The following is a 15,786-nucleotide window of genomic DNA, read 5'->3' on the forward strand; positions in this document are numbered from 1 at the left end:
GCCATCTAGAGATACAACTCCATCCATTGGTGCGACAATCGTTTGGTGAGCCTTCGCTTCTAGTAGAATGTACTCCTGAAGGGTAGGTTTTCCGTCTAAATCATAGTATCCATAACGATAAGTCATGGTTAGACTATCTTCGTTACTTTGTCCCTCAAATGGATTGTCTAATTCCTGCATGGAAGCATACACACCCTCTTCTTTTAGTTCCTTCATCTCCTCTTGATCGTCTTTCGATAGTTTATACTTAGGAGTTTCATAAAGGTCTTGCATGGATTTCAAATCATCCCCATCGTTTAAATCATGCCACAAAGTAGACAGATAATCCTTGTAAGTTTCTGAACTAAATATGTGAACTGGTTTGTGTAACTCATAGTCATGGAATTTAAAGTTCATATACCCCATCACATCATCAACTTTTGTGTAATAGGTAATTCCTTTGTCATTTGTGCGAGTATGTTCTGCATCTTCCAAAGTTATGTGAGTATAAGCTTTAGTCAATTCAAATTCATCTTGTTGAATCAAACTAGCAGAAGAAAATCCTAAAAAGAAGCTCATCATAAGTAAAAGAAGAAAGACTATTCCTCCAACTATCCAGGTTGCAGGATTCCCAGTCGCAAATGTAAATAAGGAAAAAGCCAATGTCATTAAGTTAAGAAATTCAAATACAATTCTGTATTTGGGTTTCTTTTTTATTATGTGACTATTAGTCCGTCTCGCTCCGTTAGGTGCGAGACAAAAAAACCACCCGCTATGCGGGCGGGTGTGCGTCGAAGGTTATATCCAAAAAACTCCGAACGCGATACAATAAAGGTGTTCAAGCCAATTGTAAAGCGAAAGGAGAAAAATATGGCACAAAAGGCTTATAGTTTATCGCACACAAAGTGGATGTGTTCTATCACATTGTGTTCACCCCTAAGTATAGACGAAAAATCATTTATAATCAATATCGAAGTAGTTTGGGAGAAATATTCCACCGATTATGTAGTTATAAAGGTGTTGAGATTATCGAAGGACACTTAATGCCTGATCATGTACATATGTTAGTCAGTATTCCACCAAGGATAAGTGTTTCAAGTTTCATGGGTTATTTAAAAGGCAAAAGTGCACTCATGATGTTTGACAAACACGCCAACCTCAAGTACAAGTTTGGTAACCGGCATTTTTGGGCAGAAGGTTACTACGTGAGCACAGTAGGGCTTAATGAAGCCACAATTAGGAAATATATCCAAGATTAAAGAAATTATCCAGTGGATGATTTCTTCACGAGTATGAAAATTTGAGAACGAGTAAAGCATAATATAGCACTAGATAAATTGAGTGTAAAAGAATATGAGGATACCTTTAGGGATATAGTGGTAAGTAATACTAAAGCCTCTTTAAGAGGCAAGTGACGAGTCAAGAGCAATGAGGCTTGAACAACGTGAAAGCCAGCGTCTTTAGGCGCTGGCTGGTGATTTGGTCTTATAGCCCTGGTTCAAACCACCCGTCTAACGGGTGGTCATGATTCTACTTCACAATGTTTTATTATTTTAAATCTTCTAGACCAACCATTGAATAGTAGCCATTGAGTTTTTTTCCTTTCATAGCAAGGGTTTAGAGCCCCTATTTTATTTTACTATCGTTTGAACATAGAGAGTTTTCAAATGAATGATGCCAAACAGTTCTTGTTTTATGACATAGAAATCTACTCTATATTATATCATGACTTCTTTATTTTGTCCGCTCTTGTTTTCAGATTATACTAATTCAAAATTAAAGTCTATCATTTTATTGAAGTCTTACTCAAGACATAGTTTAATTCAAGTATATCCTTTGAAATTCAATATCTCTTATAGCTATTACTTCATATTAGGGAGAGCATAATATATGTTAGCTAATACTCTTCGAAAATCTCTTCAAACCACGTCAGTTTCGCCTTGGATTATATATGTGACTGACTTTGTCAGTCTTATCTACAACCTCAAAGCAGTTCTTTGAGCAACCTACGGCTAGCTTCCAAGTTTACTCTTTGATTTTCATTGAGTATAAGAGTGGAATTTTATGAGTTTTTGGAATTTTTAGGTATAAAACGCTAACCATTCAAAAACCACACAATGTTTCTTTCAGCTTAATTGAGTATAAAACTGAAATCACTGTGTGGTTTTATTTTGAAGCTAGTTTTTGCCCAACATCATATTAAGTAGCAATTTGTTATATTCATTTAAACAAAGGATTAAAGAAGCCATCTGTATTTTTAAGAAGAGCTTTGAATACTTTGGACTTCAAGTCCACTGTATTTTTGAAATGATCTTTAATTTTCGGATCTGACATTCCCTCCAAATCTTTGCGAACTGCTTTATCAAATAAAGTGCGTAACTCATCATAGTTGCTAATATGGGTTCCATCAATATCTATAGCCTCAAAACCTTTCTTAGCTTTAACAAGAATTTCCCCGTACCAATGTCTCTTCCACTCTTCAAGGGTTTTAAAGTTTCCTTGCGATACTTTATTAATTATTAGCTTATCGCTTAATAAACCATGGTTGTTTTTATCTGCTTCTGCTTTGTATTTATTGGATACATAACTGATAAAGCCATTTTCATAACCATAATAGCCCCACATACGGAAAGCATTATGCTTAAATGATAATGAACCAGGTGCACCATCACTCGTATTCCCACCGTAAATACCAGCCATCATATTGACATTCACGTAAGCTGAGTTTGGAGTGAAATCCTCTGGACGATAAATTCCATTCCCTGGATTTCCATGTTTTGTCATAAAATTATTATCGATTAAATCATTGATGCTTGATAACTTCTTAGCTTTTTCTTCTTCATTCAAATCACGAACTTTATCCCATTGATTAGGCGCTTTGAGCTTATTCAAATTGTCAATAGTCCGTATTGCCTTGTCAACTTTCTTGAACCACTTCGTATTAATATCTGATACCCCTGATTCTAGAACTGCATCTGCTTCTAGATGATCTAGCATCATTAGTGCTTCATTATAGTTTTTCATATATCGATCAATGTCTTCACGAGTTTGAAGCTTATCAGGATTATAATTGTACCATTGGTCACCATCATTTTCACGATGATAGGCCATGTTAAGACCTAGAGCACCATACTCACCGTTACCTGTAGATTTATCAGGTGTTTGCAACATACCTTGAGCATATGCTTCAACGTCGGTGCCTTCACGATGACTATTTCCTCCAAAATATAACATACGGTCATTAACATGAGTTGTTTCATGTGTAAATGCTGAAATACCAAATTGACTAATCATATCCGTTACCATAAATAAGACTTTGTCATCATTATTTGGATTAGGGAATATTGAGGCCATAGCGCCCATACGCCAGTCTCTATCATGGTGTCTCCATGTTGGACCATATAATTCACGAATTGGGGCTACAGGGTTACCTTTACTGTCAAATCCTCGACGACCTACAGGAGAACCATTGTAGGTCTGATTATCCCAAACAGGTGTCGGTACCATATTTTGACTCTTAAGAAGTCTATCACGTACATTAGGTAGAGCTAATCTTGACCAGAAATCAAGATAAGTTTGTTGCCCTTTAGCAACTTTATCAATTTCTTTCTTAAATTCGTTTCGAGATTCTTCTGTTAACTTACCATATTTCTCAAATGAGCTATAAGCCATTGTATTGTAAGTCGAAATCAAGAATATATGTGCATTCTTAAGAGTTAATAGAGGTAAGATCATACGATTATGAACACCATTGTTCAAACCATCAAATGCACGATGTCGTTTGTTAACAAAATCTGGGTTCGTTGTTTTAGGCTCCACAACGTATACGTTCTTGGCCGCATGGATAAACCAATCATTTAAATCAGTATCGTTAGTGAAGAGACGCATATTGTAATCTAAGAAGCCATGTAATTCAGACTTACCAATAGTTCCACCAATCATATCACGATAAGCATCCAAAGTTCTGTCGCCCTTGATATTTCGCTCACTTGATCCAATTCGAATTAAGAAATCAAGAAGGTCAACTGACTTACCATAGAAGTCAGGTTTAAACATCATCAAGTTCTTGATAGTCATATCCCCATACTTGATATCATAGTAACGATTAAGGTAAGTAAGAGCCATCATGATTTTAGCTTTATTTTCATCCACTTTTTTAACAAGTGCTTTCATAGCCGCTTCGTCACTATTTAATTGATGGTCAGCATTTTCAATCAAAGATTTGACCAATTTATCAAGATTAGCTTTCGTTTCAGCAAAACTTTCTTCGAGATAAAGGTCTCGGATATAACCGTTTTTACGTTCCTCTGTATTTTCTTCAGCTCTATCCCGATTACCCATCAAGGCACGTACTTCAGGAGAAATTAATTCAACAGTCGCTAACCTACCTTTAATGTCTTGAATCAATTGATCACGATTTTTATCAACCATGTTTGGTGTATAAACAATGTCACCCAATCCATCGATACTATACTCACGAACTTGCGCTACTTTAGACTCTTTTTGATGAACAGCTTTGATTTCTTTAGTCTTATCTGCATAGTGAATCATCACATGATCAATATCTGATAAATCGGTCACGAATTGACCATCCTTCATACCCGTAACAGAAAGGACTTCCTTCTTAGCTAAGTTTGAATCTTCTGCAAGTTTGTTACCTTGGTTAACAATCCACTCTTTGTTGTAGAACGGTTGAAGCTTTTCAATGTTGCGATAAGCTAGATCTCGATCTACTTTATAGTCTTGGGTTGACTTATATTCATCTTCTTTTCTTGTTAAGAGGTTTAAGGTATTAACAATAGGGTCATGGATTTCATACTTGTCTGCTGAGATACCGTAAGATTCAATTTTCTTATCTGCTTCTACTTGGGAAATCGTTGAGATTCGTTTTGAGCGTTGATAAGAAGACAGACCTGTACTAACATCTTTCACGACATAATCACGATTCAATCGATTTCCAGAGAAATATCCGTCTTCATCATCAATATTGTGTGAACCAAAGAAGATTTCACCCTTGGAAACTTTCATCATGGAAACATTATCTTCAATAGCTCCCAAGACCCAGTTAGTGCTAATGAATCCTCCCACATCAACAGGATTTTCAATATCAATCGTCCCTTTCGCAACAGAGTGACGTACACTACCTTCTCTTCCAACAGTATAATTGTCCATACCATTACCTGAAACAGATACAATACCAGCTGCTTTTGCCCGTTTACCAGTAATTGTGGCATTTACAAAGGCCTTATCAAGGTTACCCTTCCAAATTTCTCCAACAATCCCTGCTAGGTTTTGCCCCTTATCTCCACCAGCATGTAATTTACCAATAAATGCAACATTGCGCATATTTGCTCCACGGTCTAACTTATTCACAATTCCTGCAATATTATTATTAGCGATAACACTACCTGTGACTTTAATATCTTCAACAGTTGCATTTTTCACCATATTAGCAACAGGTGCTATTCCGTCAGCCCAAGGCATATTGATATCCACATTACCTAAATTAATATTCTTCACTGAACCATTTTCAACACGATCAAATAAGGGACGGGCAATATTATGAATCGTATATTGTTTACCATCAACACTTGATAAGTGTCCCTTAAACGTGCCTGGGACATATTGTTTAAAGGGCGTTGGTACATTCGTTGCATTCAAATCTGCACCAAGTTTGAATGTACCATTTTTATCGGCATTCATAGCATCTACTAAATCTTTAAAGTTATAGTAAACATTATCATCTTTAGGGCGAGGTTTTTCAATGTAATGAATGTATTCATTTCTAGTCTTAGATGGATCCACATGTTGAATCAAATCTTGAGCAGTTGCTGTAATTTTATAAAGTTCTTTTTCTTTTTCAGTTACCAACTCAATCTTATCAACTGCTAAACGTGTTACTTTATTATCACGACTAGTGATTTTTAAGTACATTTTCTTCACATCTTCATCTGAAGGTTTTTCAGTCATGAAATCACTAGGTGTTTCAGTACCATCATCATTTACCTTCACTAAATTAGTAGATGCGATATTTTTAATTTCAACTTTTTTCAACTCTAAACGTAAAGGTTTTTCATCCAATTTAGATGTTTCAGCACCTTGACCACGATCATAAATCATTGTTGTTGCAATCTTATAATCTTTAAATAAATCCAAATCTTGAATAGCATCTGTCAATTTTTCTTTAGATAAATCAACTCGCTTAACAACAGTGTCCCCATCTTTAATCTCAGCTATAATGCTCTTGATTTCAGCATTACCTGTATTTTCAAGAGTGTAGTCCAATTTAGCTGAACGAGCCATCGCATCTTCTGTTACCTTATCCAAAGTCAAAGTTGGTGCAACTTTTGTAGTATATTCAGGTAACACTGGTTGAACTGCAGGTTCGCCTTTTTCAGTTACAACAGCTGCTGGTAATTCTGCTTGAACCTCAGGTTCCCCTTTTTCAGTTACAACTGCTTCTGATAACGATGGTTGAACTTCAGGTTCCCCCTTTTCAGTGACTACAGCTGCTGGTAATTCTGCTTGAACTTCAGGTTCGCCTTTGTCGGTCACGACTGCTTCTGGTAATTCTTGTTGAACTTCAGGTTCGCCTTTTTCAGTTACAACAGCTGCTGGTAATTCTGCTTGAACCTCAGATTCCCCTTTTTCTGTTACAACAGCTTCTGGTAATGCTGGTTGAACTGCTGGTTCGCCTTTTTCAGTTACAACAGCTTCTGGTAATGCTGGTTGAACTGCTGGTTCACCTTTATCGGTTACGACTGCTTCGGATAAGGATGGTTGAACTTCAGGTTCCCCCTTTCCAGTAACTACAGCTTCTGGTAATGCTGGTTGAACTGCTGGTTCACCTTTGTCGGTTACAACAGCTTCTGGTAATGCTGATTGAACTGCTGGTTCACCTTTTTCTGTTACAACAGCTTCTGGTAATGCTGATTGAACTGCTGGTTCACCTTTGTCGGTTACGACTGCTTCGGATAAGGATGGTTGAACCTCAGGTTTGCCCTTTTCAGTTACAACAGCTGCTGGTAATTCTGCTTGAACTGCAGGTTCGCCTTTGTCGGTCACGACTGCTTCTGATAAAGCTGGTTGAACTGCTGGTTCTAACTTTTCTGAGACTACAGCTGCTGGCAATTCAGGATGAACTGTTGGTTCACCTTTGTCGGTTACAACAGCTTCTGGTAATGCTGGTTGAACTGCTGGTTCACCTTTGTCGGTTACGACCGCTTCGGATAAGGCTGGTTGAACTGCTGGTTCTACCTTTTCTGAGACTACGGCTGCTGGCAATTCTGGCTGAACCTCAGGTTCGCCTTTCTCTGCTACAACTTTGGGTTGCTCAACTGGCGAAACAGTTCTCTCATCAAGCTCCAAGTAACCAACATATCTGTAACCATAAATTTGCAACACACCATCACGTCCAGACTCATGGATGTTAGCATTCAAATTAAGTGCTGAAGTAGTTGATAGTGTAACTAAACCTGTCGCCCCTACAATCAAAAATGTAGCTATTTTTTTATTTCTCTTATCTTTTGTAATAACTACAACAAGACTACCGATGGTCAATAAACCAAATACAGTTATAATAGATTGTGATTGACCAGTATTTGGTAGTGCGTCTTTCTCATAAACCAAAGCATATGATTCTTTTGATTCGTCAGGTCTACCTTGTTTGAGCTGATCACGTTCAGTTTGTGTCAAATTACTATAATCCAAGTAGTGATAAGTCGATGCACCAACAATTGACGGAGCGAATAAAAGACTTCCCAAGAATACTGAGCCAACAATACCTTTTATTTTCCTAATGGAAAATTTATCTTTTTTTAATAATGACAATTGTAATCCTCTACCTTTACTTTTTATTTCCTAATAGCAAACACTATTTTTTATTCTCAAAAATTGAATTTCTAAAATCATTCGTTTGATCGAGATAAGCTTTATATATTGCCTGTTTAAGTTTATGAACTCTACTTCTTTCTGGATATATATTCACAAGATAATCCTCAGCATCTTCATTGACAGCAGTAGTCATCATTCTTTGAAGCGCATTTATATTTGTTATTGTCACTCTATCTTTTCTGAACCAATCTCCATTTGGGTTAATGAAGCTAATGCTCATTAATTTATTAAATTTAGCTATTCGCTCATTATACATTGCTTTTTTAAATTCTATCCAAGATGAGTAACGATTATTAAATACTTTTTCAAGTACTAACTTATCAGTTACATTACCGATTTTTTTACCATATGATGTAATAACGTCACCATTTGCTTTTGCTTCTTCTGCGTATTGATTAGAAATATATGGTACCATTCCATCTTTAAAACCTTTTGCAGCTAACAACTCGAACGCCATACGACGTCCCATTAAATCACCCGGAGTTCCTTTATCATTACTTAGAGCAGAATATATTGGTGAAAATAGTTTAATTGTATAATAGCCATTTCGTTTAAAGGTATTATCATTGTCATTTTCATATCCTCTTCTTGTAATAACATCATTTTCAATTAGACTATTAAATGTCGTTAATTTGCTAAGTTCACTATCATTTAAATAACGAATAACATTGGTTGCATAAACTTTACTTCCATCTGGATCTGTTTCAAATTTATTTTCTATTTTTCTCAACAAGTCATTTTTCTTAGAAATATCTAAGTTAACAACAGCATTTCCTTCTAGATATTCTAGCATATAAATTACATCAAACATATTATGCATATATTTTTGCAAGTCTTCTGCATTATTAAATCGTTTTGTAGGATCTTTTACTTGAAGTCTAGTTAAATCTTCTGATTCTTCATATTTCAATATAGAGTTAATCGTAATAGTAGGATCATCTGGATGATCAGGAGCTTGTAATAATCCTTTAGCATAAAACTCTGGTCCAAGTCCATTTCGTCTTCCGTATCCTCCAAGATAAATTTCTCTATCTGAGTTATGCGTCATTTCGTGTGTATAAGTTACCGCACCATCTTTATCAAGCATACGATACGCCATATAATAGAATGCATCCCCTGTAGCGTATGCTCCATTAGAATTATGAACAACATTATTTCCTGCTGGCCCGAAGAAATGTTTTATCGCTGGATGATCTGTTTCAAAAGTTGCTTGATATGTAACTTTATCTTCACTTTTATCTGTACCAAATCTAAACGCATCATAGACTAGAACACTTCTATATAATTTTTCTTTATTTTTATCATCTAATATTTTATACCAATAATCATAGTGATCTCTAAATCTAACAGCCGCTTCTTTAGCTTTTGTTTCAACATACTCATTTAAATTAGTTCCTGCTGGATGATCTTTACTTCTATATCTATCATAAGCACCAAAACCTATTGTTGAAATGTTGGCTATAATAAACACCGATTTTTCAGGTAATGTTAATAGCGGCAAGACCATACTTGGGTATTTCCATGATGGGCTAGTTAATCTATCATATACTCCAATTGAATATGGACTACCAGCTATTGATTGCTTATCACTTACCTCTTTAATTGTAGATTTTTCTTCTACTATATAAGCTTTAGTTTGTTCTTTAAACCACTCATTATTGGTTTTATCTGGCACGAATGCTTTTCTATATTTTTCTAATGCATCAAATAAATTATTAGTTTTATAATTTTTCGCTAATAAAACGTTATAAGTTATAACATTATTTTTTGCTAGTAGATTATTATATCCAGATTTACCTAGTTCGATAACATTATCTAACGCTGAACTATTTGATTTACCGAAGAAATCCAAGTGGTACATAACTAAATCTTTCGCTTTTGTATTACCATATTTGAAATTGTACCAACGTTCTAAATATGTTAATCCTAGAAGTAAAGCTTCCTTATTATTTTTAATTTTTTCGATTACATAATTATCTATTATCTTATTGTTATTTTCAGCTATTGCAGCATCTGCAGTAAGTAGTTTCGTTAAACTATCTCTCAAGTTATTTTTTGTAGTATTGAATTGTTCTTCTAAATATAGTTCTGTTAAACTAACATCATTTGAAACATCTAATACTTTTCTAATTTCCTTTGATTTATATTCTACACTATTTAATGTTGGTAATACTTTATCTAAAATATTATTATAATTGTGAAGTAATGTATTCGGTGTATAAATTAAATTTGTACCGTCTATTCTATACTCTGCTACATTTGAAAAATCACTTTGATAATTTACATTAAGTTTCTCTGATGTATTGTCTGCGTAATATAGTAATAATTTATTTATACTTGATTTGTATTTGTTAATATCACTAATTACTTCATTATCTTTCATTGGAACAACTGATAATAATTCTTTATTATAAAGATTACTACTTGACTCTACTAAATTTCCGTACTTAACTATTGTTTCTCTATTATAGAACGGTAATAGTTTTTCTATATTTTTATAAACTTTTTCTTTAGATGAAACCGCATTTTCAAGATTTCTATAGTCAGTTACATATCTAGAAGAGAAATTAAAATCTTCTGTTTTAATAGTATTTTTAGATGCAAAAGCAGCTTTTTTCTCTCTAATCTGTGCGTCTTCTAATACTTCTCCTCTTTGAACAGTAGAATCCTTAGTTAAGATTTCATCATCTTCTGCTACTACGTTCACAACCCTATTATTTTTGTTGCTATATACATGTTTTGCTTTCATGTCAGTGAAATCTTTTCCAGTTATAGCATTACCGTTTGTAACATTAACGTCGCTTAGTACATTAGAAAGTCGACCAGATTTTTCTAATCCTCCAGCTGGATCCCAAAGATTACCAACTACTCCACCAACGTTTGCAAAACGTTGAACGTTATTAAGATTTCCTTCAGCATAACTATTACTAATTAGTGCACTATCTTCTACTGCACCAACTATTCCACCAATAGATTGATCTCCTTGTGTTGCATTTGAAGCCAAATCAATTGATGCTATTGATTTATCAATCAAACCACTCGGACCAGAAAGTTTACCTACTAAACCTCCTATCTGATAACTAGCAACTGTTTTATATGTATTAGTTATTCTACCTGTATAGCTACTGTTAGAAATAGTAGAATTATTAACTTGTGATACTAATCCTCCTATTCCATGTTCACCAGCTATCGCTCCATCAGCATGAACATTACTAATTACAGTTCTATTTCTCGCTTCTTTTGCAAGTGTTGCAGCATCTTCTTTTGATGAAATATTGACATCTTTTATTGAAATATCTTTTACTGTAGCGCTATTTAGCACATTAAACAGTGGTTTTTTCAGGTTATATATAGCGTAATACTTATTATTATTTTGCCCTATTAATGTTCCATGAAATTCATTTTTCACATAACTTTCTTGACCATCTGGAAGTTCAAGTTCACGAGCATCCATAGTTGCACCTAAACGGAATGTGCCATTAGGAGTGTTATTCATTGCATCTACTAAATTTTTAAATGATGTATAGACACCAGTTTCACTTTGCTGAGTTTTTGGTAAATAGTATGTATAATTTTCTAGTACATTATTATTTTCATGCTGTATCAGATTATTTGCACTTGCTACTATTTTATAAACAGCTCTATTATCTTTATTATCATTAGTAATGCTTGTAACTGGTAGCATCACATCTTTAAAGTTCTCTGATTTAACTTTCATGAAGTAATTTTGTGGGTCATTTGGTACAGAATCTAATGAAGTTACATGATGATACTTATCACCTTCTTTTGAATATAGTTCTACAGAAGATATATTTCTAAGCTCTAATTTCTTATTAACGTCTTCTTCTTTAACATCGTCTTTTTTCTCATCTTTATGACGATAAAGTTTATCGTATACTGGGGTAATTTCATTACCTGCTATAATGCTCTTAATCCAAGCTAATTGTGTAGGAGATAAAATCAATCCGCCTGAGCGATTTTGTGCTCCATTTTGATGCACACCAATAACTTCACCATTAGCATTAAATATTCCTCCACCACTCATACCAGGTTTTCCACCTTGATATTGAACACCGTAGGTATTATTCGCATATTCTTGTTCCATTTCTACCCTAGCATCTTTTAAGTGCGTATATTTCCCAGCTGGATATCCATGAACATTTAGTTTGTCATTAAGATTTACTTTAGTATAATTTTTAACTAATTCTACATGTTCTCTGCCAGTTGTTTCAGGTAGCTTAATCACTGCTAAATCATAGATAAATCCTTTTGGATAATCTTGTTTATTATAAAAATGGATATCATTAGCAGTAAATCTTCCTTTTCGCCCATCGGGAGTTACCCATTCATATGTATTTTTGGTTTCATCCCCTATGAACTTACCTGTAGTATTATCAGAAGAACTGCTAATAAAATTATGAGCCACTGTTAAAAGTACATTTGGTGCAATAAAAGTAGCTGATCCCACTCCAGTTCCCCTTGACGAATCTGTAATAAAGGTCATATTAATTAATGCACTAGATTTTTTCTGAATACTCATTTCTTCTGGTGTATTAGTATTTTCATTATTTGGTTTAGTCTCTTCTGTACTTGGTTGTTCAATACTTCCAGAATACTCTCTAGTTGGCTCTACTTTCTCTGGTTCTACTAACGCTCCAGCTTGTACTCCTGTGTATTCTCTTGGCGCTTCGACTTTTTCTGGTTCTACTAAAGCTCCAGCTTGTATACCCGTATATTCTCTCGGAGCTTCCACTTTCTCAGGCTCTGCTATTGCTCCGGCCTGTACTCCTGTGTATTCTGGAAGTGGAGCTACTTGCTCTGGTTCGACTATTGCTCCAGACTGGGTGCTGGTATATTCTGGTTTTTCAGCTGTCTCAGGGGCTACAGCAGCTCCCGATTGCTCACCTGTATATTCTGGTAAGGAAGCATGGGTCTCTGGTTCGACGATGGCACTAGACTGAGTCCCCTTGTACTCTGGTTGTGGAGTTACTTGTTCTGGTTCTACTAACGATCCAGCTTGTACTCCTGTGTATTCTCTTGGCGCTTCGACTTTTTCTGGTTCTACTAACGCTCCGGCTTGTACCCCTGTGTATTCTCTTGGTGATTCTACTTTCTCTGGTTCTACTAACGCTCCAGCTTGTACTTCTGTATATTCTCTTGTCGGTTCTACTTGTTCTGGTTCCACTATAGAGCCTGACTGAACTCCTGTGTATTCAGGAAGTGGAGCTACTTGCTCTGATTCACCTTTGTCGGTTACAACTGCTTCAGGTAACGCAGGCTGAACTGCTGGTTTGTCTTTATCGGTTACAACTGATTTTGGCAATTCAGGTTGGACTTCTGGGGTGCCTTTGTTGGTTACTACAGCTTCTGGTAAAGCTGGTTGAACTGCTGACTTACCTTTGTCACTTACTACCGCTTCGGAAAGCTCTGGTTGAATTGCAGGTTCACCTTTGTTGGTTATAACTGCTTCAGGTAACGCAGGCTGGACTGCTGGTTTGTCTTTATCGGTTACAACTGTTTTTGACAATTCAGGTTGGACTGCAGATTCACCTTTGTCGGTTATGACTGCCTCTGGCAAGGCGGGTTGGATTGCAGGTTCGCCTTTTGCGCTTACAACAGCTTCTGGTAAGGCAGATTGAACTTCTGGGGTGCTTTTGTCTGTTATCAAAGCTCCAGCTTGTACATCCTTATGTTCTGCTAATTGTGATTGAGAATTTGAAGATTGTTTCTCTTCTTTTGTTGGATTGGTTAATTTAGTAGAAACAGGTTTTTCTTCCTGAATAGCTTGTACTGTTGATGGACTCTCTACAAAAGTCGGTGTAACACTATAATCTACCTTTTGTTGTTTTGTAGGACTAGCTACTGATTTCTCTTGATTATTTACTTTAGAATCAGAAGTCGTTTTTCCCTCTTTGATATATCCAATATATGTGTAACCTGAAATGTCTTTAGGAAGAGGCAATTTTTCTCCAGAAGTCAATTCATAGTCAGTATTGTAATTTAGCAAAAGATTATTTTCTAAAGCATGAGCTGATACTAGGACACCGTTTCCGATTCCTGCAACCAATACTAAATGTAATACTGTTTTATTCTTAACTTTTTTCTTAGAAACGGCAAAAATCAAAATCCCCAGAGCTGCTAAGCTAGCACCAGCAACAAAGGTTTTCATATTATTCTTGCTTCCAGTGTTGGGTAATTCTCCCAGTTGATTTGGGGAATTTAATTTATAAACAAGATAATAAGTCTCATCATCATTCTCCACGTATGTCGGAATATCATAGACAAGCTTATTCTGCTCATCTGATGATAGCTCTGACTCTGTCACATATTTATAGTGAACACCTTTAGTCTCTTGAGCTTCTACAGATGAACTACCTAATACAGACATAAAAAATAAACTTGAAATCGTTGCAGATACAAGTCCTACTGATAATTTTCTAAATGAAAAACGCTGCTGTTTTTCACCAAAATATTTTTCCATTATTCCTCCTTGAAATATAATTTATATATGTTACGAAAACCTTTATTATATTAGTCTATTATCTATAAAAAAGACAATATACTCTGATTATACTCTTAATTTTCTAAAAAGTCTTAAAATTGCCTTGCGTTTTCATACTTTGTTTTATATATAAAATACCAAGGAGCAAGATTTACCATTTCCTATTTTCTCTTTTTGGATAAAATATAACCTACCATGGTATTTCCACGGTAGGTGTTACTTATATCAATAATCGTTCTAAAAATGGTTTGATGCAGTTGAGGAGAATTCCTTCTATCCAGCTTTCTTGTGCTGATGATAAATGTTCTGCTTGAAGGCTTTCTTTTAAAAAGTCTCGGACTTGTTCTGGTGCAATTTCAAACTCAAAAGCTTTCATTTTATAGAAAAAGTCGATGAGATGATCTGACAGATACTCGGATGAAAATGGTACTTCACCACTTTTTCGATATGCTAATAAGAGACGAGCAAATCGAGATTTTTCTTCAGGAAGCTCACGGAAATAGGAATTGAGGAGCCAGGTCTGCTTCTGCTTTCTTTCAACTGGATCCTGACTCGCAATTCGTTGGTCTTTTTCCAACTCTTTTTGGTATTGTTTGACCTTGATAGCCCGTTCTGTTCGATTTTTTCCAAAAAGAATTTTCTCCCACTTGCGTTCTTCTTGGGTCAAGGTCTCTGTAAAGCCAAAGTAATCCTGATAGGCACGCTCTGCTGGGCCCATAGCTAAGACCAGATTATCTGCATATTGCTTAGCGATTTTATCTCTCTTCTTGCGCTCTTTCTCTGCTTGGATACGGAGTTCTTGTTCATAGTCAATTTTCTCCTTGCCTAGCTTGACAAGATAGAGTTGGTCATCTGGTTTTCCAAGTAAAAAGGGTTTAATACATTTTTCTAGGACTTCTTCCATCCGAGCCTTCTTCTTTGGCTCTGCCTTGGTCCAACTTCCTCCCTGAAAGACTTCTAGGAAGAGATAGTAGTCTCTTTCAGGTGTGAACTGATTACCACGATTGGGCTTGAAAACACCTTTTTCCCATAGCCACTTTAGAAGTCGCTCGTCAAAGTCACTTTTATTGACCTTGATTTTTTCCTTTTTCTGGGCTTTTTTGGTTAGATTTTCAACCTTTCTGAGTAATTTTTCTTCCTCTTCCAGTTGCTGGTCAAGGCTTAATCGATGAAAATGCCGAACACAGTCGCTGCCGATTGGAAAGAGGCATTGGCCTGTGACACCGTTAAAGAGTTCGTAAGCGTATTTGATGGCATTTCCACAGACACAATTGCTACGGCCGATACCGTTAAAAATCAAGGAAACTTCATTCCATTCCTTGGTAGCTTGTTCCCAAGTATCAGCTTTTGAAGCCTGTAAAACTGCATCGTGCAGGGATTTTCTAACTGGAAGTGTCATGAGGTCTCCTTTC

General features: G+C 35.7%; 3 protein-coding genes and 2 pseudogenes. 1 reads left to right on the forward strand and 4 read right to left on the reverse strand.

Features of this window, described 5'->3' with window-relative positions; genetic code table 11:
* Window positions 1-642 (reverse strand): annotated as a pseudogene (locus tag CJ239_RS00315) (CHAP domain-containing protein); the annotation flags it as partial.
* Between the two features lie 207 nt (window positions 643-849).
* On the opposite strand from CJ239_RS00315, the pseudogene tnpA reads away from it, so the two are divergent.
* Window positions 850-1,394: pseudogene (tnpA, locus tag CJ239_RS00320) on the forward strand (IS200/IS605 family transposase).
* Between the two features lie 805 nt (window positions 1,395-2,199).
* Here the strand turns inward: tnpA and CJ239_RS00325 are convergent.
* From CJ239_RS00325 to CJ239_RS00335, 3 genes are all read right to left on the reverse strand, one after another.
* Entirely contained in the window at window positions 2,200-7,809 is a 5,610-nt protein-coding gene (locus CJ239_RS00325) for a ZmpA/ZmpB/ZmpC family metallo-endopeptidase (RefSeq protein ID WP_102210147.1), read from the reverse strand.
* A gap of 43 nt (window positions 7,810-7,852) precedes the next feature.
* Window positions 7,853-14,353: a ZmpA/ZmpB/ZmpC family metallo-endopeptidase gene (locus CJ239_RS00330; RefSeq protein WP_102210148.1), complete on the reverse strand. Its 6,501-nt coding sequence runs from the start codon at window positions 14,351-14,353 to the stop codon at window positions 7,853-7,855.
* 241 nt (window positions 14,354-14,594) lie between these two features.
* Window positions 14,595-15,773, reverse strand: a complete 1,179-nt coding sequence (locus CJ239_RS00335) for a hypothetical protein (RefSeq protein WP_102210149.1) — start codon at window positions 15,771-15,773, stop codon at window positions 14,595-14,597.
* Between the last annotated feature and the right edge of the window lie 13 nt (window positions 15,774-15,786).

This window comes from Streptococcus sp. UMB0029 (genome assembly GCF_002871495.1).
Taxonomy (GTDB): domain Bacteria; phylum Bacillota; class Bacilli; order Lactobacillales; family Streptococcaceae; genus Streptococcus.

Excerpts from the sequence above, each read along its gene's own strand:
- CJ239_RS00330 (WP_102210148.1), bottom strand. The coding sequence starts at position 14,353 with ATGGAAAAATATTTTGGTGAAAAACAGCAGCGTTTTTCATTTAGAAAA.
- CJ239_RS00335 (WP_102210149.1), bottom strand. The coding sequence starts at position 15,773 with ATGACACTTCCAGTTAGAAAATCCCTGCACGATGCAGTTTTACAGGCT.